Source organism: Pseudoalteromonas sp. OFAV1 (assembly GCF_021532595.1).
Taxonomy (GTDB): Bacteria; Pseudomonadota; Gammaproteobacteria; order Enterobacterales; family Alteromonadaceae; genus Pseudoalteromonas; species Pseudoalteromonas lipolytica_C.
Genome location: NZ_JAKGBG010000034.1, coordinates 15,968 through 39,622 on the forward strand (window position 1 = coordinate 15,968; position 23,655 = coordinate 39,622).

23 protein-coding genes are annotated in these 23,655 nt (G+C 39.9%); 15 read left to right on the forward strand and 8 right to left on the reverse strand.

The genetic code is table 11. The annotated features are described in order from the left end of the window. Window positions 1–147 precede the first annotated feature (147 nt). The 4 genes from L1267_RS16570 (at window position 148) to L1267_RS16585 (ending at window position 4,739) form a co-directional block, all read left to right on the forward strand. Window positions 148–822: a response regulator transcription factor gene (locus tag L1267_RS16570; protein ID WP_135924044.1), complete on the forward strand. Its 675-nt coding sequence runs from the start codon at window positions 148–150 to the stop codon at window positions 820–822. Next, complete coding sequence (locus L1267_RS16575; protein ID WP_235383484.1) at window positions 822–2,231, forward strand: sensor histidine kinase; 1,410 nt, start codon at window positions 822–824, stop codon at window positions 2,229–2,231. The genes L1267_RS16570 and L1267_RS16575 overlap by 1 nt, the downstream gene beginning before the upstream one ends. A gap of 78 nt (window positions 2,232–2,309) precedes the next feature. Further along, a complete protein-coding gene (locus L1267_RS16580) occupies window positions 2,310–2,498 on the forward strand; it encodes a DUF3185 family protein (protein WP_135924046.1) in 189 nt (62 codons plus the stop codon). A gap of 66 nt (window positions 2,499–2,564) precedes the next feature. After that, the gene (locus L1267_RS16585) at window positions 2,565–4,739 is read left to right on the forward strand and encodes an exonuclease domain-containing protein (protein WP_235383485.1); all 2,175 of its coding nucleotides are present in this window, start codon (window positions 2,565–2,567) and stop codon (window positions 4,737–4,739) included. Between the two features lie 28 nt (window positions 4,740–4,767). On the opposite strand, the gene queC is transcribed toward L1267_RS16585, so the two are convergent. Further along, on the reverse strand, window positions 4,768–5,448 hold the full coding sequence (gene queC, locus L1267_RS16590; RefSeq protein ID WP_281546462.1) for a 7-cyano-7-deazaguanine synthase QueC: 681 nt from the start codon (window positions 5,446–5,448) through the stop codon (window positions 4,768–4,770). 122 nt (window positions 5,449–5,570) lie between these two features. Here queC and queE point away from each other — a divergent pair, with 122 nt between their 5' ends. Continuing rightward, window positions 5,571–6,236 (forward strand): 7-carboxy-7-deazaguanine synthase QueE, encoded by a 666-nt coding sequence (queE, locus tag L1267_RS16595; protein ID WP_135924049.1) that lies wholly within the window; start codon window positions 5,571–5,573, stop codon window positions 6,234–6,236. Between the two features lie 299 nt (window positions 6,237–6,535). Then, the gene (locus tag L1267_RS16600) at window positions 6,536–7,141 is read left to right on the forward strand and encodes a peroxiredoxin C (RefSeq protein ID WP_135924050.1); all 606 of its coding nucleotides are present in this window, start codon (window positions 6,536–6,538) and stop codon (window positions 7,139–7,141) included. A gap of 68 nt (window positions 7,142–7,209) precedes the next feature. Here the strand turns inward: L1267_RS16600 and L1267_RS16605 are convergent, their stop codons facing one another. Further along, window positions 7,210–9,735, reverse strand: coding sequence for a TonB-dependent receptor (locus L1267_RS16605; RefSeq protein ID WP_442960566.1), 2,526 nt, complete (start codon window positions 9,733–9,735; stop codon window positions 7,210–7,212). Between the two features lie 264 nt (window positions 9,736–9,999). Beyond that, window positions 10,000–10,479 carry an SsrA-binding protein SmpB gene (gene smpB / locus L1267_RS16610; RefSeq protein WP_063700124.1) on the reverse strand — a complete coding sequence of 160 codons (480 nt, stop codon included), beginning with the start codon at window positions 10,477–10,479 and terminating at the stop codon, window positions 10,000–10,002. 133 nt (window positions 10,480–10,612) lie between these two features. On the opposite strand from smpB, the gene L1267_RS16615 reads away from it, so the two are divergent. Together L1267_RS16615 and L1267_RS16620 are read left to right on the forward strand one after the other, a co-directional pair. Further along, entirely contained in the window at window positions 10,613–11,053 is a 441-nt protein-coding gene (locus tag L1267_RS16615; protein ID WP_135924052.1) for a type II toxin-antitoxin system RatA family toxin, read from the forward strand. Beyond that, complete coding sequence (locus L1267_RS16620) at window positions 11,050–11,376, forward strand: RnfH family protein (RefSeq protein ID WP_135924053.1); 327 nt, start codon at window positions 11,050–11,052, stop codon at window positions 11,374–11,376. The genes L1267_RS16615 and L1267_RS16620 overlap by 4 nt, the downstream gene beginning before the upstream one ends. A gap of 43 nt (window positions 11,377–11,419) precedes the next feature. Here L1267_RS16620 and L1267_RS16625 read toward each other — a convergent pair whose 3' ends face one another. Continuing rightward, window positions 11,420–11,782: an outer membrane protein assembly factor BamE gene (locus L1267_RS16625; RefSeq protein ID WP_135924054.1), complete on the reverse strand. Its 363-nt coding sequence runs from the start codon at window positions 11,780–11,782 to the stop codon at window positions 11,420–11,422. Window positions 11,783–11,899: 117 nt separating this feature from the next. On the opposite strand from L1267_RS16625, the gene L1267_RS16630 reads away from it, so the two are divergent. Continuing rightward, window positions 11,900–12,229, forward strand: coding sequence for a GIY-YIG nuclease family protein (locus L1267_RS16630; protein ID WP_235383487.1), 330 nt, complete (start codon window positions 11,900–11,902; stop codon window positions 12,227–12,229). On the opposite strand, the gene L1267_RS16635 is transcribed toward L1267_RS16630, so the two are convergent. The 4 genes from L1267_RS16635 to ilvC form a co-directional block, all read right to left on the reverse strand. Then, complete coding sequence (locus L1267_RS16635) at window positions 12,218–13,129, reverse strand: M28 family peptidase (RefSeq protein ID WP_235383488.1); 912 nt, start codon at window positions 13,127–13,129, stop codon at window positions 12,218–12,220. The two genes, L1267_RS16630 and L1267_RS16635, sit on opposite strands and share 12 nt — an antisense overlap. Then, complete coding sequence (locus L1267_RS16640; protein WP_235383489.1) at window positions 13,071–14,255, reverse strand: tetratricopeptide repeat protein; 1,185 nt, start codon at window positions 14,253–14,255, stop codon at window positions 13,071–13,073. The genes L1267_RS16635 and L1267_RS16640 overlap by 59 nt, the downstream gene beginning before the upstream one ends. Window positions 14,256–14,339: 84 nt before the next feature. Next, the gene (locus L1267_RS16645; RefSeq protein WP_135924058.1) at window positions 14,340–16,253 is read right to left on the reverse strand and encodes a methyl-accepting chemotaxis protein; all 1,914 of its coding nucleotides are present in this window, start codon (window positions 16,251–16,253) and stop codon (window positions 14,340–14,342) included. Between the two features lie 144 nt (window positions 16,254–16,397). Then, window positions 16,398–17,870, reverse strand: coding sequence for a ketol-acid reductoisomerase (gene ilvC, locus L1267_RS16650; RefSeq protein ID WP_135924059.1), 1,473 nt, complete (start codon window positions 17,868–17,870; stop codon window positions 16,398–16,400). A gap of 146 nt (window positions 17,871–18,016) precedes the next feature. Between ilvC and ilvY the strand changes: the two genes are divergently transcribed. From ilvY to L1267_RS16680, 6 genes are all read left to right on the forward strand, one after another. After that, window positions 18,017–18,919, forward strand: a complete 903-nt coding sequence (gene ilvY / locus L1267_RS16655) for an HTH-type transcriptional activator IlvY (protein ID WP_135924060.1) — start codon at window positions 18,017–18,019, stop codon at window positions 18,917–18,919. Between the two features lie 199 nt (window positions 18,920–19,118). Further along, window positions 19,119–20,168: a GGDEF domain-containing protein gene (locus tag L1267_RS16660; protein ID WP_235383490.1), complete on the forward strand. Its 1,050-nt coding sequence runs from the start codon at window positions 19,119–19,121 to the stop codon at window positions 20,166–20,168. A 178-nt stretch (window positions 20,169–20,346) separates the two neighbouring features. After that, on the forward strand, window positions 20,347–21,180 hold the full coding sequence (locus L1267_RS16665; RefSeq protein WP_235383496.1) for a MipA/OmpV family protein: 834 nt from the start codon (window positions 20,347–20,349) through the stop codon (window positions 21,178–21,180). 1 nt (window position 21,181) lies between these two features. Beyond that, the gene (locus tag L1267_RS16670; RefSeq protein WP_135924063.1) at window positions 21,182–21,568 is read left to right on the forward strand and encodes a DUF3019 domain-containing protein; all 387 of its coding nucleotides are present in this window, start codon (window positions 21,182–21,184) and stop codon (window positions 21,566–21,568) included. A 14-nt stretch (window positions 21,569–21,582) separates the two neighbouring features. Next, window positions 21,583–22,275: a response regulator gene (locus L1267_RS16675; protein WP_135924064.1), complete on the forward strand. Its 693-nt coding sequence runs from the start codon at window positions 21,583–21,585 to the stop codon at window positions 22,273–22,275. A 6-nt stretch (window positions 22,276–22,281) separates the two neighbouring features. Then, complete coding sequence (locus L1267_RS16680; RefSeq protein WP_138556979.1) at window positions 22,282–23,523, forward strand: ATP-binding protein; 1,242 nt, start codon at window positions 22,282–22,284, stop codon at window positions 23,521–23,523. The last annotated feature ends 132 nt before the right edge of the window (window positions 23,524–23,655 follow it).

Here is a 23,655-nt window from a genome sequence, read left to right on the forward strand (position 1 = left end):
GCAATAGTAGGAAGCAAAACTTAAGAAATCCTTATGGTAATCTTAATATTTTCTAAACCAGAAAAACTTCAGTAAATCTTAAGTGAATCTTAAGTTTGTTGGCGTAACCTGATGACGTAAAAGTGTTTTTACCTATTTGAGTAACATATGAAATTGTTAATTATTGAAGATTCAGTGTCATTAAGACGTAGTCTACGAATTGGCCTTGAAAACCTAGGTTTTACCATTGATGAAACTGGCGATGGTGCTGAAGGTTTGAGTATGGCAATGACAGGAGATTACGAATTAATCATACTCGACATTATGTTACCCAGCATTGATGGTATTACCCTATTACAAACAATTAGAGCAAAGCAGCTCGATGTGCGTGTGCTGATTTTATCTGCCAAGCAAGAGCCTGAAGACAAAGTGAAAGGGCTGCTGACAGGGGCCGATGACTACCTAACAAAACCATTTTCGTTTGATGAGCTTCATGCAAGGTTATTAAACTTGATGCGTCGCGGTGGCTTGAAAACAATCAGTGACGTGATCCGCATCGATAACCTGTCTTTGAACTTACAATTAAAACTGTTGCAAGTCGGTGACACTGTCATCGACCTTACACCCAACGAATACAAAATTGTTGAGTGCTTATTTAGTAATCAAAATAAAGTTATTACATCAGAAAAGTTAAGTACTTATATTGCTGGACAATATGACTTGGTTTCGAAAAACTCTATTGAGGCGCATTTATCATCGGCACGTAAAAAGGTTAGAGCGGCAGGTGGTGAGTTACCTATTCAAACCAAGCGCGGCTTTGGTTACATAATTCAAGGAAGGTGATGAAATCAATTCGCAGTAAATTAGTTTTTACTCTATCTATAGCTATAACAGGGCTTGTTTTAGGTATTTTATTAGCTACAGATATTGCCGTCGACAGCTGGATAGATAATGAGTTTAACCGTGGCTTACACTCAAAAGCTGGTATGCTAATGACACTGGTGCATGAGGACGACCAAGGGATAGGTTTTAACCACCCAGGTGAGTTTATGCCAGAGTTTGATGGCCGAGTTGAACCTGAGTATTTTCAAATGTGGACTGATGAGGGCGTACTTATTCGCTCACCAAGTCTTGATTTATTTCCAGTAAAGAGCCTTAAGTTTCAAGAACTAAAACTCGGTGAAGCGAAAATAATGACCACCCAGTTACCAGATGGTCGAGATGGACGGATCATTTATACTCGCTTTCAACCGCAGTTTGATCCACATTCGCACCACAGCTCTTATGATGGGGTGAGTAAGCCGAACTTTAAAACACTCACGTTGGCTTATGCCGCATCTTCCGAAGAAGTTGATTTTATATTATGGCTTATCGACATTATTTTTGTGGTAACCACAGTAACAGTCATTGTCTTTATTCGTTTATTTGTGCGTAAATCGGTCGACAGCTCGCTAGCACCACTCAATAAATTAAATCGTGATATAAGTAAGCTCAGTATCGCTGATAAAAACGCAATAATTGTCGTTGAAGAACCAGTTAAAGAGCTGCAGCCGATTGTAAATAGCTTAAATGCCTTTATTCAAGAAAATAGGCAGCTTTACTTTCGCGAAAAACGTTTAACCTCAGACATCGCTCACGAACTAAAAACCCCTATTGCTGAGCTAATCAACATGACCGAAGTGGCAATTCGTTTTCCTGATGAAAAAGAATTTGAAGCCGATTTTAAACCCGAGGTACTAAAAATTAGCCAACGGTTAAAAAGCATTGTGTCGAACTTATTGCTACTGCATAAATACAGTAATGAAGCCTTACCAAAACAAGACGCTTGTGATTTAAATCAGGTCATAATGCGCATTTTAGAAAAGTGCGATTTAGAGCGAGTTGAATTTGCACTTCAAGAAGATATACCGGCGATTGTTAGTAATCTATTTGCACTTGAATCAATCATCACCAACCTTGTCAATAACGCCAAACAATATAGCCCAGAAAAGAGCGTAGTGATTGTAAGTACGCAGTTGAATGACGAGGGTAAGTTGCAATTCTCTGTTACTAATGAATTAAAAGTATCCTTAACAGATGAAGATATTAGCCAGTTATTTGATCCACTATGGCAAAAAGACAGTGCCAGAACGTCTAATGATAACTTCGGTTTAGGTTTATCCATTGCCAAGGCGTTAAGTCGAGCAATTGGTGCAGAGCTTCATGTTTCGTTAAGTGGGCAAAACATAATCTTTAGTTTGATTATTGCTTAAGGTTTTGCAGCTAATTATTTTATGTGCAAAACTGTTCGTACTAACATGTAATAAAAAACAACAATAAGGAACAACACAATGGGAAAAATTATAGGGATTGCTTTAATTGTTATTGGTGTAGCACTCGCGGTTTGGGGTTACAACGTGTATGACTCGGCGAGTGCGCAAATTAGCCGAACTTTTAGCGGCGATACGCCGATTGAAGCTTGGTTAGGTATGGTGGGTGGCGCAATTTGCGCGGTTGTGGGTATTTTAAAAGTTAAATAGCCTCAAATATTGAAATCGCTTAGCTAATACCCGATACTGTAATTATATACAGTGTCGGGTTTGGCTATGAAAACACAATTACCAGCAAAATATTATTTAAGTCACTTCTTTGAGCTTGCTGAGTTTATTCAATCTCAGTGCAGGCATCTGCTTTTAGCAGAGCAGCAGCAATTTCTTAAAAAACTCCTTCAACTTGATGAGCAAAGCTTGTGTACTTTGCTGCGTATTTATTCTCGTAAGCCAAAAATTGTCGCATTGTCATCATTAAATTATGAAGAGATCCCTAATCTTCACGGTGCTATTTTTAAGTTAAAACAACAAGGACTGGTAGCGCATCCTAACAACGACGAATTAGATCTATTGCTTGAACATTTAACAAAGCCAACCCTGTTAACCTTATTAGCAAACGATGCGTTAATGGCAACTCAAGCTGATTACAAAAAGTCAGCCAGTAAACAGAGCTTAACCCAACTGTGTAAACAACATATCGATCGTAGCCACGCTGATTTAGAGGCATTGTTTAGTCAGTTTGTAGTTAATAGCCGAGACCAATATTATGAATATTTTGAGTTTTTATACAGTGGCCGACTGAGTGGCGGCGATATAAATCATCAAAACCGATTTGTGATGCGTGACTTAGGAATTGCAAAAGTGCGTAGCGATGTCAGCGAGAGCTTATCGCGTTTTCAAACGCTAGCCGAGGCACAAACACATTATCAATTAAACCAATTACGCATGCAGTTTAAGCAAAGCGAGTCACAAACACAGTATCAAAACTTAGCCCATGCGCTTTTAGCTATCAGCTGTGAAGATGAACTAGCCCAGAGTATTAAAAATAAGTTACTTATTCGCCTATACAAACAACTCAAAGAGCATAACTTAGCATTTGCATTTGAGTTACTTGAGCACTGTGAAGGCAGCAGTGAAGCGCAAGAGCTAGCTATTCGCCAGCGTTATAAGCAAGGAGATAAAGACTGGGTTGAGCAAAAGCTTGAAAGTATTATTCAAGACCCACTTGATGATGGCATTTTGTATTTTGCTGAAGATTTTTTACAGCGTAAATATAACAAGCAACAACGTTCACGCTTAACACAAATGCTCATGGATACAGAGCATCAATTAGAGGTTGATGATATTTACCGTGGCGATGTAGAGCAAGGAGTGTGCGAGCACTATCAACAGCTTGGTAACACGGTATTTTTTACTGAGAATAACCTTTGGTTGAGCTTCTTTACCTTAACGTTTTGGCAAGAGCTTTTTATAGAGACTCCGCACCCGCCGTGTAATGAATTTGATATTTACCCAAAGGTGTTGCAGGCTGATTGCTTTTACACTTTGCAACAAACACAAATTGAGCAAAAGCTTGCAAATTTCACTAGCAATGAAGCCTTGTATAAACATGTCTGCAAAAATGCAGGGCAGTTTTACGAAACACCTAATGGTGTTTTTATGTGGCATAGCGATATTTTAGAGCCGCTAGAGGTATTAATAAAACACAGCCCGCTTGCAAATTTAAAAGCGCATTTATTACAAATGTCAAAAACCTTTAAGCAGCTAAAAGACGGTTACCCAGACTTGATGGTGCTAAAAGGGGATAAGCTCACCTTTGAAGAAGTAAAAGCCCCTGGCGACAAACTAAGACGTAACCAACTTGTCAGTATTGAGGTGTTAAAACAGCAGGGCTTTGCAGTAAAGATCGTCGCAGTAAATTGGTTTAATGATCCGAACCGTATTTATAGTGTCGTTGATATAGAAACCACGGGTGGCGTACAAGGTAATAATAAAATCACCGAAATTGCAGTTGTGCAGTTACAAGCGGGCGAAGTGATAAAGCAATGGGCAAGTTTAATCAATCCTGAGCGAAGTATTCCTGCCTTTATCACTAAGCTAACAGGAATTAATGCTGCGATGGTGCGTGATGCTCCTCGCTTTGAAGAGGTTGCCGATACACTGCGTTCACTTTTAAAAGGCAGTGTTTTTGTTGCCCATAATGTGAATTTTGATTACGGTTTTATTCGCAAAGAATACAGTGCAATCGGGCAGGGCTTTAAAATGCCAAAGCTATGTACAGTGGTTGAGTCGCGCAAAGCATTTCCAAAGCTTAAGTCTTATTCACTCGGTAATTTAGCGGCACATTTTGAATTGAATTTAACTAATCATCACCGAGCATTAGCCGATGCGACTGCCACTGCAGAGCTGCTAAAACTTATCCAACAAACACAATCAAAAAAGGCGAGTTAATCTCGCCTTTTAAACTTAAACGTTATGGTTATTCGTACTCGATAGGGTCGGTAACGTTATTTAATGCGAAAGCTTCTAAGCGTTCTTGGCAGGCACCACATTTGCCACAGGCTTTGTCGCGGCCGTTGTAACAGGTCCATGTTTGGCTGTAATCAAGACCCATTTTTAAACCGTCTGTTAAAATGTCGATTTTGGTATTGTTTAAGTACGGGCTGAAAATCTCAACAGCGTCGTAATTAGCAATACGGCAAACATCATCCATTTTTTGCACAAACTCAGGGCGACAATCAGGATAAATAGCATGATCGCCTGAGTGCGCACCGTAATAAACTTTGCTGGCTTTTAAAGACACCGCATAACCCACAGCAAGTGAAAGTAAGATCATGTTGCGGTTAGGCACAATTGTGCTCTTCATGCTTTCTTCTTCGTAGTGACCTTCTGGCACGTCAATATCGTCGGTCAGTGATGAACCACCAATCAATTGGTTGATCGCTGAAATATCAACAATTTTATGTGGAACACCTAATTTTTCACATACTTGAGCGGCAACTTTAAGCTCTTTAACATGACGCTGGCCGTAGTCGAACGACAGGGCATACACTTCGTGGCCTTGTTGCAGGGCTTTATTTAATACGGTAAACGAGTCCATACCGCCGGAATAAATAACAACTACTTTTTGCGTCATAACTGTTTTGCTCTTACTTTTGATAGAGGTTTACTTCAGGGCGCGATATACTACACGGCTCGGGCCTAAATAACAATTTTTGCCAGTGTTTTTGGTTTATCTGATGGTATGTATTTTATACCGTCGTGTCGTAAGTGAGATGTCTTTTGTACAAAATTAACGAAGTGTTTGAAACAATTCAAGGTGAAGCGAGTTTTACGGGTACACCTTCAATCTTTTTACGTTTACAAGGCTGCCCTGTAGGCTGTGCTTGGTGTGATACGAAGCAAACATGGGATGTTGATAATGTATATAAAGTGTCTCTTGATGACACGGTCGAGAAAAAAGCGGATTCTGATCATTGGGCAGAAGCATCAGCAGAGCAAGTATTAGCATTATTTAAAGAACGTGGCTATAACGCTAAACATGTGGTGATCACCGGTGGTGAGCCTTGCATGTACGACCTAAATCCAGTGTGTGAATTATTACATGCAAACGGCTACTCAACTCAAATTGAAACCAGCGGCACATTTGAGATTTTAGCGCCTGAGCAAACATGGGTGACCGTATCACCAAAGATTAATATGCGTGGTGGCTATAAAGTACTGCGCAGTGCGATGCAGCGTGCTGATGAAATTAAGCATCCTGTTGCAATGCAAAAGCATGTTGAAGAGCTTGAAGACTTATTCTTAAAAACGGGTGTGAATCCACGTTTAGTGTACCTTCAACCAATTAGTCAAAAGCAGTCAGCGACCAAACTTGCTATTGAAACATGTATTGAGAAAAATTGGCGTTTATCAGTTCAGGTGCATAAGTACTTAGGGATTAGTTAGCTTCCGATGTACTGATTAAAGATGCGTGTTGTGCTCTGTAGAATATATCTTTGAGAGGGCACGCTCTACTCTTTAGTCAGTTGTACATTCATTAATATTCAATGGATAATGAGTAACTTAGCTAAATCAATTTTTCCGATTGGTGATATCGATATTTCCGATTGTTCATTTCTCTGTAACCTCTTTAAACTATCTTACAAAATATCAGTGCTTACTCTTGGTTTTTAGTTTTTTGGAACCATATAAAGGTAAGTATTGCTTATGCAATTGGAAATAAACTCAAATATTTGGAGATAAAAATGGGTGTATTAGTTGGCCGTCAGGCACCAGACTTTACTGCAGCAGCTGTTCTAGGTAACGGTGAAATCGTTGAAAACTTCAACCTAAAAGAAACTATCAAAGGTAAAAAAGCAGTTATCTTCTTTTACCCGTTAGACTTCACTTTCGTTTGTCCTTCAGAGTTAATCGCTTTCGACAAGCGTTTTGAAGAGTTCCAAAAGCGTGGCGTTGAAGTAATCGGTGTTTCTATCGATTCACAATTCTCACACAATGCATGGCGTAACACTGCCGTTGCTGACGGTGGTATTGGTCAAGTTAAATATGCACTAGTTGCAGACGTTAAACACGAAATCTGTAAAGCATACGACGTTGAGCACCCAGAAGCTGGTGTTGCTTTCCGTGGTTCTTTCCTAATCGACGAAGAAGGTAACGTACGTCACCAAGTAGTTAACGACCTTCCACTAGGCCGTAACATCGACGAAATGATCCGCATGGTTGACGCGCTAGCGTTCCACAGCGAGCACGGTGAAGTATGTCCGGCAGGTTGGACTGAAGGTAAAAAAGGTATGGATGCAAGCCCTGAAGGTGTTGCTAAATTCCTTTCTGAAAACGAAGGCGACCTATAATTTAGGCCTTTGTTAGCGAATTAAAAAACCCGCCAATTGGCGGGTTTTTGTTTTTAAGCTCAACGAGATTAATTAAAGCGCATTGTTAGCTTAGTATAGAAATAACGACCACGTGGGTTATGTACGCTCGATACATAGCCATATAAGTCGCCATCACCATCGCCGATCGCGAACGGAGGATCTTCATCAAATACGTTATTCACACCCACAGATAGTTTGATTTTATCTGAGAAGTTATACGCAGCTTGTAAATCAACCAGTGTTTGCGAATCAACCATACGTGATGTGTTGCTATCAAAGTCTAAGTTTCCATCAAAGTCGATGTCTGGTGTATCTTCAAACTCGCCTGTGTAGCTAACGTTCACATTGGTATTGAAGTCACCCATTTCCCAATTTGTTGAGAAAATCCAACGGTTTTCAGGGTAACGGTACTCGCCTGTGTAATCGCGACCATCTTTTTTAAATTCGTTTTGGTATGCCCATTCTAAATTGAATTTTAAGAAGCCGTAATCGTTCATAGCATGAGTGTAGTTTGCCGACACATCAACACCCGATACTTCTTGCGATGAAACGTTTTCAAAGGTGCTGTAAACTTTTTGGATTACACCTAAACTTTGACCATTTTGTGGTGCTAAACGCACACACACAGTGCTGTTTTGATCGTTACAGTTGTTATCATAGATAGGGCCGAACTCTTGTTCGTCTATCTTATTATCTTGTGTAATGCTCCATACATCGATTCCAAAGCCAAACTCAGCGGTTGGTGCCCAAATGAAGCCCACGTTCCATGACTCTGATTCTTCAGCTTCAAGGTTCGGGTTACCCGCAAATTGGATATTGTAATCTAGAGCATTACAATCCTGTCCCGTTGCCTGACAACGATAAGTATCTACAAAGAACTGACTTTCTTCAGATGGACCTAAACCAATTTGTGCCAGTGAAGGAGCACGGAAACCTTGAGCCCAAGAACCACGCACAGTAATTGAATCTGTTGGTGCCCAGCGCACAGCTACTTTAGGGTTTGTTGTTGAACCAAAGTCACTGTAATCATCGTAACGACCTGCTAATTGCAGCTCTAAGTTTTCTGCTAACGGAATTGAAAACTCAATATAAGCAGCATACTGATCGCGCTCTGCTGCAGCCGATACAGACTCAGTACCAAAGATTAACCCGCGTTGGAATTGGTCATCTGGAATATCGCTCACATCTTCTTCACGGTATTCAATACCTGCAGCCATCATCACTACATCATCGCCAAAGCTAAATGCTTCACCACTGATATTTGCATCAAATGATGTCATGTGAGATTCGCCGCGGCGAACTAAGCTTGTGGTAATACGATCAATAACTGCTTGGTCATTATAGGTGCCACCGAATGGGTTATAGTTACCTGCGTCAATTTCTTGTTGTAAGAAATCAGTGCGCACCCAACCTTGGCTTCTATCACCTGTTTGCATTGATTTACTACGGCCTTTTTGAACTGCCGCTTCCCAGCTCCAGTCACTGATCTCACCTCTTAAACCAGCAACAAAACGTAATGTATCTGACTCAATGTCCCATTGACGAGGGCCTGCATCTACCGTTCTGTAGCGACCAATCTCGATATCTTGGCCAAATGGGTTATTTGGATGACTTGCTGGCACTGTTAAGCCTGCATCTTCATCAAGAGGGGTAGGGGCACCAGCTGCTTGCGATGTATTATGTTGTACAGCCACTTCTAAGAAAGCTGAAATACCGTTATCAAAGTTGTATTCAAACTGTGATATAGCACCAACACGCTCTGACGCCGGAGTTACATAACCAAATGGACCGTAGTCAAATAAACAGCTCCCACTTGCTGTGGCATTTTCTGCCGGGCATGCAGGGTCAATTGTTTTTTCTCCATCTACGTAAAAGTAGCCAGGGAAGCCACGCGATGAACGAAAATCCATGCCGCCATAAGGTTCTTGATTTGCAGTACCTAAGCGACCCATTTCATCAGAAGACAGCGCTGTGTTGTTAAAGTAGTCAATAATGATTGATGCACTGCTTTTTTCAGTACTCGTACCCCAAACTAGGCTTGCCGTTTTTTCTTCGTAGTTAGGACCATCAGTACCGCCGTAACCTAGGTTTACTTCCAGGCCATTGATATCTTTCTTTAAGATGATATTAACTACACCTGCAACTGCATCAGAACCATAAATTGCTGATGCGCCATCCTTTAAAATATCGATACGCTCAATAGCAGAGACTGGGATTGAGTTGATATCAACAAATGAATTGGTAATGCTTTCTGCAAAGGCACTAATAGATACACGGCGGCCATTAATTAGTACCAGTGTTGCATCTGAACCTAAGCCACGAAGACTCACTGCAGCGGCACCATTTGCTGTTGAGTCTTGGTTATTACCGCGCGTAGAGAAAGTTCCATTACCTGCAACTGGCATACGCTCCAATAGTTGCTGTAGATTGTCGTAACCCATATTGTCGATATCAGCACGACTAATAGATTGTACCGGTGAAGGGCCTTCAATATCAGAGCGCTTAATGCGAGAACCTGTAACTTCAATACGCTCGACCTTTTCAGCTCCATCTGATTGTGCGGCAACAGACATAAAACTTGTGCCACTTAACGCTGCAATTGTAAATGCATAGAGAGGTCGCTGTATAAAGCGGTGGGTGTTCTTCATAAATTTCAATCCTTGTTTAATTGTGAAAGTATTGTGAAAATATCACAGTAAAGATTGATATCATGTAAATGATATTGTTTGAAATAGCAAAAAAGTATGGGTTTTTAGAAAGGGTATTGATTTATTTGTAAAAAGCGAGAGTTTATAAGGGATAAGAGCCTAACCTTAAGTTAGGCTCAAAGAGCAGAATTATGCTTTATGTTTCATTAGGCGTTCTTTTTCACGCGCCCAATCTTTGTTTTTTCCGTCTTCGCGTTTGTCGTGCATCTTTTTACCTTTAGCAAGGTGGAACTCCAACTTCACCCAGCATTTTTTCCAGTACATTGCAGTTGCGATTAAAGAAAACCCATCGCGTTCTGTGGCACCGATAAGACGATCGATTTCACGCTTATTTAAAAGTAACTTACGATAACGAAGAGGATCGCAAATCACGTGAGTAGAAGCACTATTGAGTGGCTGAATTTGACTGCCAAGTAAAAATGCTTCGCCGTTTTTAATATGAATATAAGTCTCAGAGATGTTTACTTTACCAGCTCGGATACTTTTTACTTCCCAGCCCTGTAGTTCAACCCCTGCTTCGAACTTATCGTGTAAAAAATACTCATGGCGCGCTTTTTTGTTAAGCGCGATGGTATTACTTGTCGATTTAGATGATTTTTTCTTAGCCATAGTGGCTCATATTATACGTAAAAACAGCGTTTTTACATCGCTTTTTTAAGGCTTTGCATAAATTTTCACGCTACTAAAATTTGGGGAAATAGCCAAAGCTTGCTAAAATTCGCCGACACAGTTGGGAGTGAATATGCCGCAGATAGAAAAAAGTGCGCTGGTAATGTACAGCAGTAAAGAAATGTTTGATCTTGTGAACGATGTAGATGCGTACCCAGAGTTTTTGCCGCATTGCTCTGATGCGAAGATAATTGCACAACAAACCAGCGGCATGACAGCAAGCTTAGAGATCTCGAAAGCAGGTTTGAAAAAGTGGTTCACCACCGAAAATACCTTTATTGATGAGCAAACGGTTACGCTACGCTTAGTGGATGGGCCGTTTAAAAAGCTACAGGGTAAATGGCAGTTTTTACCTCTAGATGAGCAAGCATGCAAAGTGCACTTACATTTAGAGTTTGAATTTGCCAGTAAACTAATTGAGCTTGCTTTTGGTAAAATATTTAACGAAGTTGCTAAAAATATGGTGAATGCGTTTACTCAGCGCGCGAAAACTGTTTACGGAGCACGCACATGATTACTGTTGAAGTTGTATATGCGCTACCTACCACAGCGACAAGTTTACTTGTTGAAGTACCAGTAGGGACTAGTGCAGAGCAGGCGGTGATAAAGTCAGGTATTTTTGACAAATGTCCTGAAATCGATGCTAACAATTTAACATTAGGGATCTGGAATCGAACCTGCAAATTAAATCAGCAGGTTAAGGATGGCGACAGAATAGAGATTTATCGCCCATTAATTGCAGATCCAAAAGATGCACGCAGACGCCGAGCAGAAAAAGCAAAAGAAGAAGGCCGAGCAAACAAAGTAACGGGCGGTCGTCCTTTAAATAAAGCATAACAAAAAGGGTAGCTAAGCTACCCTTTTTGTTAAGTGTGATTCGTTACTCTTGCTCGAGCGGTGTATTGAATTCACTTGGCTGTTCATAATCACCTGAAAGTGAAACCAGTTTATCGTTTTCAAAGTTAAGCGTTAGTGATTTACGCTGTTCGTTACTACGACCAATATTAAATACATAAAGATAATGCCATGTATTATTGTCGAATGAATCTTCAGCTACTGGTTTACCAAGTACATAAAGAACTTGTTCGCGTGTCATATTGACGCGAAGTTTATCAACGTCAGATTGCTCTAAAAAGTTACCTTGTGGAATATTGATACGGTAAACCCAGCTTGAACACCCTGCTGTAGCACTTAAAGTAAGGGTAAGTACTAACCAAAAAGAAAAAGTTTTAAACGACTGCATTATTTGTTTGAATCCTTATTTTTTATACACTGCATGATACCGATTAGTCACAGAAGGTAAAACCCTTTTCAGTAATTGTTTTTACTGAAATGCGATTAACAATCACGAGGCACAAATTTGACCACAGATAATACAGAAAGTTTACCCGATCCAATAAAAAATAGCGATAACTCAGATGCTTCATGGCATTTGTATATTGTTCAGACTCGTTTAGGGCATTGGTATACGGGGATCAGTACCAATGTGCAAAAACGTTTTGAAGCCCACCAAGCTGGCAAAGGTGCGAAAAATTTAAAAGGCAAAGGGCCGCTTAAATTAATTTACCAACAGCAAGTGGGTAGTCGCAGTGAGGCAAGTAAATTTGAGTGTCGCGTAAAAAAGCTCACTAAGGCGCAAAAAATAGAGTTTGTAGCCACATCTAAATTACCTACTAAGTTAGTCGGTTAGCTTGTCCATAAATTCAGCTATTTTTTGAATAGCGTGTTCATATAAATCGAAATTGATGTGTGCAATCGTATCAGTGCTTTGATGATGGTGCTTATCATGACCCATACCAAAGTAAATATAAGGAATGTCAGCTTTAGCAAAAGAGTAGTGGTCACTTGCCTTAAGCCAGTTAACTTTTAAATCAAACAAACGGTTTAAATAGTGCGAAGAACTTGTTGCTATAAACCGTATTTTCTCGTCAGACAGTGAGTTTATGGCGTTTTTGTACTGCGATTGATGATTTAAAAATGCGATCATACGCGGTTTGTGCTGATTAACCACCAACATGTCTAAGTTAATGTTCAGCTTTACGTTGCTAGGATTTAATGTAGAAACGAAGTAATCACTACCATGTAAGCCATTTTCTTCTGCATCTGTAGCAACAAACACAAGCTTATATGGGGATGTTTTCTCAGCAAAAATGGCTGCTATATAAAGAAGGGCTGCAACACCACTGGCATTATCATTAGCTCCAGGGTAAAGACGACTGCCTTGTAAACCTAAGTGATCGTAATGTGCGGTTAACACGATTAATTTGCACGATTGGCAGCTGTTTGGCTGAACGGCAATAATGTTACTAGCTTGGGGTTGCTGGTAAAAGGTGTCCGAGTAGTGAAAGTCTTGGCGTTGAATTTGATAACCAAGGTCACTAAATCGCTGGGTAATATATTCTGCAGCCCGCTTAGCACCAACAGTATTCGTTTTTCGGCCATAAAACTGGTTTGAAGTAAGAGTCGCTATATCGTGTTCAAGCTGTTTCTTTGAGCTTGCATTGACTTGAAAACAGCAAAAGTAAATTAAACTAGTCGTGATAAGACAGTTTTGCAGTATGTGAACGAAGCGCGCGTAGCTTGCTTTCATAGCGTTTTTTATCTTCCTCAAAGTCAGCTTTATCGTTAGCCATGGTTAAATATTTTTTAGCCAGTTTTAAATCGCCAAGTTGATAATAAGTTCGTGCTAAACCAAAATCGGTATCATGTAATTTTGGGTCAAGCTCACGGGCTTTTCTGTAATGCTTGATAGCATCTCTATAGCGTTTTGTTGTATAGGCATCATTGCCAAGCGAAATATGATAATACGGGTTTGCTTGGCGTTTTTTGTCGAGCATAGCTAAAATTTCGCGACCTTGCTGTACTCTGTCAGTTAAATTATAAAGCCGAGCTAAATTGCCAAGAGCAGTGTTGTTGTCTGAGTTTAAGGTGATTGCATATTGATACGCTGTTTCTGCACGCTGAAAATCATTGTTAAGCCTAAAAAGTACCCCAAGATTTCCCCATGCACCAGAGTATTTATAGTCCGCATTAATCGCAGCTAAATAATAACTGTAAGCAAGGTCATAGTCATTTTTCAGCATTGCTGAAACACCTTTGTTGTTGTAGAACATTGCGGTGATTCGGGCTTTATTAATGTTAGTTGTTCTAAATGCTTCTTGGCGACTATTCGGATCAAAATCGATAATAATTGCCCGTTCTTGTGGGTAAATCACCTTATGATTTACGGATGCTTTGTTGCTTTCTTTTACTTTTAAGTTTATGTGGCCTGTTAGCAAATTAAAGCCGTTATTGAGGGCCCAATATTCAGGTATATGAACTTGTTGAAATTGCCCTTCGAGCCCGAGGTGCTCAGCTAAGCTGTAGGCTAATATTGATAGCGATAAACAGTTTGCATTTAAATTGGCATAGCTTTGACCTGCCGTAAGTGTTGCACCTGATTGATATGAAAGTGACGAGTCTCCATTTTTAAGCAAAAAATAAAGTAACTTTTTGGCATTTTGTAACGTTCGAGCTTCTTTAGGAAAGGAAGTGTTGAGCTGCTCTTTAATTTGAGGGGTTAATGCAAATATCTGCTCTTGGCTTTCGACCTCAGATACAATGAATTCGTTGGCTTGTGTTAACGACAGCGGTGGGGGAACTAAGTTAGTTTGTGTACTATTGCAAGCGGTTAAAAAACTCAGACTCGATATTAAAGCAACGGTAATTGTTTTCATCTGACCCTCTAAATTCATGGCCTAATACTATTTAAGTATAGGCCGTGAATAAAAAAGGGTCAGTGTTATCTGTTACAAAACATGTCAGCGTTTATCAAATGTAGCAACAAGGTCATCTAAGGTTTGTGCGCTACTTGCTAAATCTTTAATCGCTTGCTCTGTATCAATTTGCTCACGCATCACGGTATCGCTGATATCACTAATTTGCTCAATGTTGCGGCCTACATCAGCTACCACGTTACTTTGCTCTTCAGTAGCGGTCGCAATGAGTGTTGCCATATCATTGATTTCATTAGCTGCATCATTAATGGCATTGAGTAATTCTACTGAACTTTGCATTGCTTCAACGCTAACCTGAGCCTGTGATTTCGAGTGATTTATATGATTTACCACTGAGTCAGAGGTACTACTTAGTTCACTGATCATGGTTTGAATTTCAGTTGTTGATTGTGAAGTTCGGTTTGCAAGTGCTCTTACTTCATCTGCCACAACAGCAAAACCACGGCCATGCTCACCAGCTCGTGCGGATTCAATAGCCGCATTAAGAGCCAGTAAATTTGTTTGCTCTGAAATACCTCTGATTGAGTCAACGATACTGGCAATGGCTTGTGTTTTATGTGCCAGCTCATTCACTTGCTCTGTAATATTATCGATATCGGTCGCCAGTTCTATTATCGCTTCTTTACTTTGTGTGACCTGAGTGTGGCTTTGCTTAGTATTATCTTTGCTGCTTTGTGTTAACTTGGCAGTATTTGCAGCACTTGAGGCTATCTCTTGCACGGTTGCGCCCATTTCATTAATAGCAGCAGCAACAGAAATAGTTTGCTCTTTTTGATTATCAAGCGCTTCAGAGTTCTTTTGCGCTTGTTTAAAAACATGAGAGGCACTTTGTCTTATTTCGCTACTTTCTTGTGCAACTTGGCTGATTGCTGTTTCTATCTTAGAAATAAATTGATTGAAACCAGCTGATAAATTAGCAAGTTCAGGCTGCTCTGAGTCAGGTAGTCGGTACGCTAAATTAGCATCACCTGAGCCTAAACGAGTAAACAGTTCAGCCATTTTTGAAAGAGGAGATGACAGTGTGCGTGCTAATAATAAGCCTGCAAAGCTCGCTATAAGTGCAATAACAATAGCAAAGCTTATAATTTGCCATTGTAAAACTTGAATGCTCGAAAATACTTCATGTTTTGGTACCTGAGCGATAACAAATAGATCTGTATTTTTGATTGGACTTGCAGCAACTAAAGTGGCTTCACCATTAAGCTCGATTTCTTGTAGGTTGAAGTCTTGGTTTGTTAAGAGTGTGTTTGTAATACCCGGCGAGTAGATACTATCAAGTTTTGCTTTCGCGACTTTATCAGCATCTTTATGCAGCTGGATTAACCCATTTTTGTCAGCTAAAAATACAAACCCTGTTTCTTCGATTTGGAAGCGCTTTAGCATTGCTTGCATATCGTCAATGCTTTTTGCAAGGCCGGCTAAACCAATGCCATTGGTTTGCTGGTGGTTTACAAACATTTTCACATCAGTTGGTGATTCTTGATAGATACTAATAGAAAACGGCTGTGTTGTGTTAGTAAACGCAAAAAACCAACCATCTTGATCTTTAGTTAAAACTCGCAAGAAACCGTCTTGATTCCAGTATTGTGCCGTTTCACGATTAGCCCAAGAAGCGGTTGCTAAATCGTATTGCTTAACAAGGCGGTTAAGCTCTTTTAGCAGTGTTTTATCATCAGTATTGCCTGAACGCGCCCACTCTAATACAAATTCGTTACTAGAGAGTTGCTCAGCGGCGCTGATCATTTGATTTATATCGTGAGTAATATAATTATCAATTGCTTGTAGCTTGCTAGGTAGCTCAGATTCAATCATTCGTTGTTCGATGATTTGTTTTGCACTGTACAGAGCTGTTGCGCCAATGAGAGCGGCAACAATTAATGCAATTGCACTGCCAAGCAGTGTTATCTTTTTAGTAATGGTGAGTTGATTTAACGCCATGAAAGTGTCTTAGTTTACAACATTTAAGTCAGTAATTTTAGCATACACTTTGCAGATGACGAATCAATGTAGGAACAAAAAAAAAGCCCAAAGCATATTAGCAATTGGGCTTGGTTTCTAACAAGCGAAACTTACTTTCCAGGGTTAAACAATTTTCTTCATTGCTGACATATAACCACGTAGCTTGCTACCTACTACCTCAACTGGGTGCTCACGTAGAGCTTTGTTTACAGCAATCAATGCTTGGTTATCTACTTGATTACTTGTTGTATCTAAGCCTTTACCAATTACATCTGTGTCGATGTTTTTCATAAAGTCTTGTAATAGCGGTAAACACGCATGGTTGTATAGGTAACAGCCGTATTCTGCTGTATCTGAAATTGTTCTGTTCATTTCGAATAGCTTTTTACGCGCAATGGTATTTGCGATAAGCGGCGTTTCGTGTAATGACTCATAGTAAGCTGACTCTGCGATAATACCTGCAGCAGTCATGGTTTCGAACGCAAGCTCTACACCAGCCTTAACCATTGCAACCATTAAAATACCTTGGTCGAAGAACGTTTGTTCGTTGATTTCTTGATCTGTATTTTGTTGCTTTTCAAATGCTGTTTCAGCTGTTTCAGCACGCCATGCAAGTAATTTTGCATCGTCTTCAGCCCAATCAGCCATCATGCCACGAGAAAACTCACCGCTGATGATATCGTCCATATGCTTGTTATAAAGCGGACGCATAATTGTTTTTAGCTCTTCGGCTAGTTCAAACGCTTTTATTTTTGCTGGGTTTGACAGGCGGTCAAGCATGTTAGTGACGCCACCGTATTTAAGAGCTTCGGTGATTACTTCCCAACCGTATTGAATTAATTTAGATGCGTAGCTTGGATCAATGCCTTTTTCGACCATTTTATCAAAACAAAGTAGTGAACCTGTTTGCAGCATACCGCATAAAATTGTTTGCTCGCCCATTAAGTCAGATTTTACTTCTGCAATGAATGATGACTTTAATACACCTGCACGATGACCACCGGTGCCAACAGCGTATGCTTTAGCTTGTGCAAGACCATGACCTTGAGGGTCGTTTTCAGGGTGAACAGCAATAAGAGTCGGTACACCAAAGCCACGCTTGTATTCTTCACGAACCTCAGAGCCAGGGCATTTTGGTGCAACCATGATAACTGTTAAGTCTTCACGAATTTGCATGCCTTCTTCAACGATATTGAAACCGTGTGAATATGCTAGTGTTGCGCCTTGCTTCATTAAAGGCATGATTGCAGTAACAACAGAAGTATGTTGTTTATCTGGTGTTAGGTTTAGTACTACATCTGCTGTTGGAATAAGTTCTTCGTATGTACCAACAGTAAAGCCATTTTCAGTTGCGTTTAAGAATGATTGACGACGCTCGGCAATAGCTGACTCACGTAATGTATAAGAAACATCTAAGCCTGAATCACGTAAGTTCAAACCTTGGTTAAGGCCCTGAGCACCACAACCGACAATAACGAGTTTTTTTCCTTTTAAAGCATCAACGCCTTCAGAGAACTCTGAAGGATCCATAAATTCACACTGCGCTAATTGCGCTAACTGCTCTCTTAAAGGAAGAGTATTAAAATAATTCGCCATTGTTAGTGTCCTATAAAAAACTAATTTGTTAGAAAACAAAGAGCCAATCTGTTGCCCCCTGTGTGAGTTAACAGTATGCAATTTTTTGCCTTGCGTAAAATGATATATTTGAATTAAAGTGTTTCATAAAATGAAATGGTGGGTTTATGGATCACAAACATCTACATTACTTTTTGGCTTTAGCTAAGACGCTACATTTCGCCAGAGCGAGTGAGCTTTGTCATATTAGTGCGCCTACGTTAAGTCGAAATATTAAACAGCTCGAAGAAGAAGTCGGAGTGGTGTTATTTAATCGGGATAACCGCTCTGTAAAATTAACACGAGAAGGTGAGTCTTTTATTGAGTACGCTAATGCGACATTGGCCAGTTGGCATCGTTTTAAAGCAAATGTCCAAGAGCCCCAGCAGCATATTTATGGCAATGTCAGCATATATTGCTCTGTGACTGCATCGTATAGCTTTTTACATCAAATATTAGAACAGCTTCGCATGCAGCACCCTTATATAGAGATCACCTTAAATACCGGCGATCCCGCGTTAGCTATTAACCGAGTATTAGATGGCCATGAAGCAATGGCAATCGCAGCAAAGCCAGCAAAATTACCTGGGCAAGTTGCTTTTACCAGTATTGGTTATTCTCCTTTGGTATTAATTGCACCAAAAATTGTCTGTCCGATCAGCGAAAAGCTTGCAAGTGCTGAGCAAATTGATTGGTCTGCTTTAGAATTTATTGTTGCTGAGCAAGGTTTATCTAGGCAGCGCCTAGAGCAATGGTGGCGAAAAAATAATATTCATGGCCGTATTTATGCTCAGGTGGCAGGGCACGAAGCAATGGTTTCTATGGTGAGCTTAGGTTTAGGTATTGCTATGGTTCCTAAAATCGTTCTAGATAATAGTCCATTAAAAGACAAGGTGCAGATAGTTAGTGATGCAGAGCAAAGTATTGATGGCTTTGAAATAGGTTTAGCTGTGCTAAACAAAGAGCGCCACGATCCTGCTTTAAACGCAATTTGGAGTATTGCACAATCAATGACACAACAGGCAATCTAATATTTTAAGATGATACAATTGAAAAGTAGTTGTTAGTGAGCGGTTTGGCGGATTTTATATTAGTTATTTAGTATTGGTTTAGAAAAAAGTATGTCGTGTTTTATGCTGTTTTTTTATACTTCAAGCGGTTTTTATATTGATTTTTTTTAAGCGATTGCTAACGTGAATCTAAATAATAATATCAGGATTGCAAAGATTTATGACCCTGTCAGCACAAGCCGGACATTCTTTAAGTTTTTCAAGTCACTGTTTAAAACAAGCCATCCCTTTGATGGTTAAGTATAAAATACCTATTACGCCACTCAATTATGCGCTGTGGTATTGCTATGTTAGCGAAAAGAATCACGAGCTCAGTCAAGAATTAGACACTATTATCAATAAATACAATACCTGCAGCACTGAGCAAGCCAATTACTTGTTTAACAAATACCTTTCAAATGATGACATGGCTTTGTTTTATCAACTATCTGATGGATTTAGTGATGTTGTTGGTAAGGTCCATCATGATATTAGCGAGGCACTAACTTATTCTGCAGAGTTTGATTCGGTTTTAAAAGAGTGTCGTGACAAACTTAATGAGGCCGATATAAGCCAAGAGAGTGGCTTTGATGAAGTTCTTTTGTGTGTTGAGCGTTTGAGTGACAAATCTGCTACCTTACAAAATCGTGCTCAGGACTTTCAAAATCAACTTGCGCATGCTTACTCAGAGATCACTGAGTTAAAACAAGAGCTCATTAAATCTCAAAGTAAGGCTGAAAGAGATCCCCTGACAGGGCTGTTCAATAGAGGCAAGTTTGACGAAGATGTGGTTCAGTTTTGCCAAGCACCTGATATTTCTGGGGTTGCCGTACTTGTTATGGTTGATATTGATCATTTCAAATCATTTAACGACACTTTTGGTCATCAAAAGGGTGATCAAACATTGCGCGCTGTTGCAACTAAATTATTAAAACATGTCTCGAGTGTCGGGCAAGTATACCGCTATGGTGGAGAAGAGTTCTGTTTTACAGCACATTTTGCCACAATCAGTGATATGACCAATTTTACCCAACAGTTACGTCAAGCTATAACTAAGTTACAGATCAAAGACCCTAAATCTGAGACTATCTTAAGACACGTCACTGCAAGCTTTGGTGTTGCGATTAAATCTAAAAATAGTCAACCAGAACAACTTATTGCAATTGCCGATAGGGCTCTTTATTTAGCTAAAGAACATGGCCGAAACCGCGTCGAAATTATCGAAGAGTAACCAGCATAAACAGAGTTTATCGATATTTGTATCAAATTTGTGAATAGTTGTAACCTAGCAAGGACAGTTTGTTCACATCTTGATAGTATGCAGTCATTAGAAAATCTTTTTGGTCGTAACAACAATAATGAAGTCTCAAGCGATCAGGATGTGCGCAGCGATATATGCTTTGACTGTCATGTTAGTTAATCAAGCGTATGCTGATGATTCAACTCGCACTGAACGTGAAAGCCGCAAGGCAAACCAAGAAATAGAAACCAATCAATGGCATATCAGTATTAATACTGGTATTGGTGCTATTACAAATCCATTACACGGTGGCGATAACTTACCCTTAGTTTTGCTCCCTGAAGTTGCCTACTATGCAGATAAGTGGTTTTTTGACAATGGCCGATTAGGTTATTCTTTTTTAGAGAGTAACTCTCATGTGCTTAATGTTGTCACTGAGTTTAACCCCGAAACTCGCTTTTTTATCGATTTTCATCCAAGCAATGTATTTGCGCTAAATTCATCTAGTAGCTTTATAGTCGAGTCAACAAGCAGCAATGAATTAAGCAGTAAAACAGTATCTGTTGATGATATTCGCCATCGACGTTGGGCGCTCGATGCAGGTCTTAGTTATCATTACATTCAAAATAACCACGTCTTTTCTGTGCAAGCACTAATGGATGTTTCTGGTGTTTACAATGGAATGCGAAGTGCGCTGCAATGGCAGTCTCATTATCAAGTAGGTAACCTCAGTGTTGCACCAAGTCTCGGTGTTTGGTACAAATCAGCCGGCCTTAATGATTATTTTTATGGTTTATCGGCTGAAGAGACCTCATATGGGGAAATTGATGTTGGCAGTAGTTGGCAACCTTATGCTAAAATCGACGCTCGTTGGCCATTGAGTGAGGCTAACTCTCTTCGTTTTCATTTAGCATATTATGACTATTCAGCCGTGGATGACAGTCCGCTTTTTGAACACACGTATTCAATGACTGCTTTTATAGGATTCAATCATATTTTTTAATATGAAGTATTTTGTTTTTAGTCTGTGTGTGTTTGCAGTAGTTACTTGGCCGTTCCCAAGCCATGCGCAAGCGACTCAGTTTGATATCTCACCTAAAGTGTGTGTTGTGCTTCAACAGCATGAGTTTTGTGATCTTGATTTAAAAATTAGCTGGCAAATAGCGCAGCCTCAAGATCTGTGTTTATACCAAAATGAGCAGCAGATACAGTGCTGGCAAGGTCTTCGCAAAGGGGTGTTAAACCATAAAGCGCGGGTTCAGGTTGAAACAATATACTCCTTAGTCAATCCGCATACGGGGAGCGAAATTGCAACCGCAAAAGTCGAAGTGCAAAGCACTGAAGCAAAAACAAAGAGACGAAGATTGCGCTCACCGTGGAGCTTTTTTTAATTCAGGAGCAACCAATGGCAAAGATTTTACTTGTTGAAGATGATCTAGGCTTACAGCAGTTAACCAAGGATTACCTTCAGCATAATGGGTTGGATGTTGCGGTCCTTGAACGCGGCGATGAAGTATTCGATTATTTAGAGAATAACCCAGTTGATTTAATGATATTAGATGTCATGTTACCAGGCAAAGATGGTTTTAGTGTCTGCCGTCAAGTACGTGATAAATTTAATCTACCCATTTTAATGCTCACCGCCAAAGGCGAAGATTTTGACCAAGTGATTGGGCTTGAACTTGGTGCTGACGATTATGTTATTAAACCAGCAGAACCACGTGTTTTACTTGCACGCATTAATGCATTATTGCGCCGAGGCCAAGCTTCAAATAAAGCACCTGAAGAGCTCACGTTTGGTGATTTAAGCATTGATAAAACCAGTCGCATTGTTACACTTAAAGGCAACGAAATTACACTTACATCTCATGAGTTTGAGTTACTATGGTTACTCGCTTCAAATGCAGGTGAAGTGTTAAGCCGTGAACATGTACATCAACATATGATTGGTCGTCAGTATGATGGCTTAGACCGTACCGTTGATGTTCGCGTATCTCGGATCCGCAAGAAACTAGGTGATAATAGTGACAAACCATATCGTATCAAAACTGTTTGGGGCCAAGGTTACCTTTTCGTATCTGATGCATGGGACATGTAATCATTAATGGGGAAACTATTTGCTAGCTTATATTTATATATAATAGTTTCTCTGTTTTTAGTTAGTGGGGTCATAGAACAGTTATGGCCCTATGAAGATACACAGCAACATATTGCACTTGATCAAGAATTTGGCAAATCACTTTGGCTTCTCAGTCAAACAGAAGATGGTTTAACAAAACTAAAGCAAGAGTTTAATAGCGAGATAATCAATCGTAGCGATCTTGCCCTTCCTGAAAACCTGAAAACGCAACTCAATGAAAAGCATTACCTCTATGTGTTTAATCATGACCAGCGTGTAGTTTGGTACGTAGCCCTGAATGATGCGCAATTGTTGCATATAGGCCCTTTATCTGTAGCTAACCCTAGCTTTAGTTCCGTTTGGCCTTACTTTTTATTATTAACTGTGATTGGCTTACCTGTTGGGCTATGGAGCTTTTTACTTTGGCGAGACTTTAATAAGTTAACGCTTGCATGTGAAGCTGTGGGTGGGGCACAGGATTTTGAATTACAAGATGCATCTAAATCCTTTTTTCTTCCCATTACCGATACCTTAAATGCGTTGCAAGAACGTATTCAATATCTTTTAGCAGCGCAGCAAGAACTGACTTCGTCTGTTTCTCATGAATTTAGAACACCACTTGCGCGCTTAAAGTTTGCAGTGGCGATGCTAGAGGAACAAATTGAGAATGAGAAATCGTTTATCTATATTGATAATATGCAGGCAGATATTGCTGAGCTTGAAGCCTTGGTTTCTGAAATGCTCGAATATGCACGACTTGACTCTCATCAACCCAGTTTAAAAAGCCATTCTTGTGATTTAACCGCATTAGTTAATAGTGTGGTAAATAAACTTGAGTTTGCTACAGACATTGACATTGCAGTTAATGCGCCGTCACAGCTTTATTATAATTGTGATGAGCACTTTATTGCGCGCTGCATTCAAAATTTACTCGGTAATGCACAAAAATATGCGCATCATAAAATAAATTTGATACTTGAAGAACACCCAGATGCCGTTCAAATAATAGTTGAAGATGATGGCCCAGGTATTGCTCAGTCTGAATGGCAGAGCATCCTAAAGCCCTTTACACGATTAGATAAAAGCCGTGATAAGAAAACAGGGGGTTTTGGCTTGGGGCTTGCGATAGTGGCTAAAATTGTCAGCTGGCATCGAGGACAACTACAGGTGTGTGACTCAACGCTCGGTGGTGCGAAGTTTGTTATTCGATTATTTAAAGATAAGTAAATCTCAAAAACCTTATACCAATCCGCAATGACCGAGAACAACTTAATGACGTAATTGTTATCTTGTTATAAAGGCGGGGTTATTGCCACAACTATGTTTACTTAAGTAACTGGCTATTACTTTGACTAAATG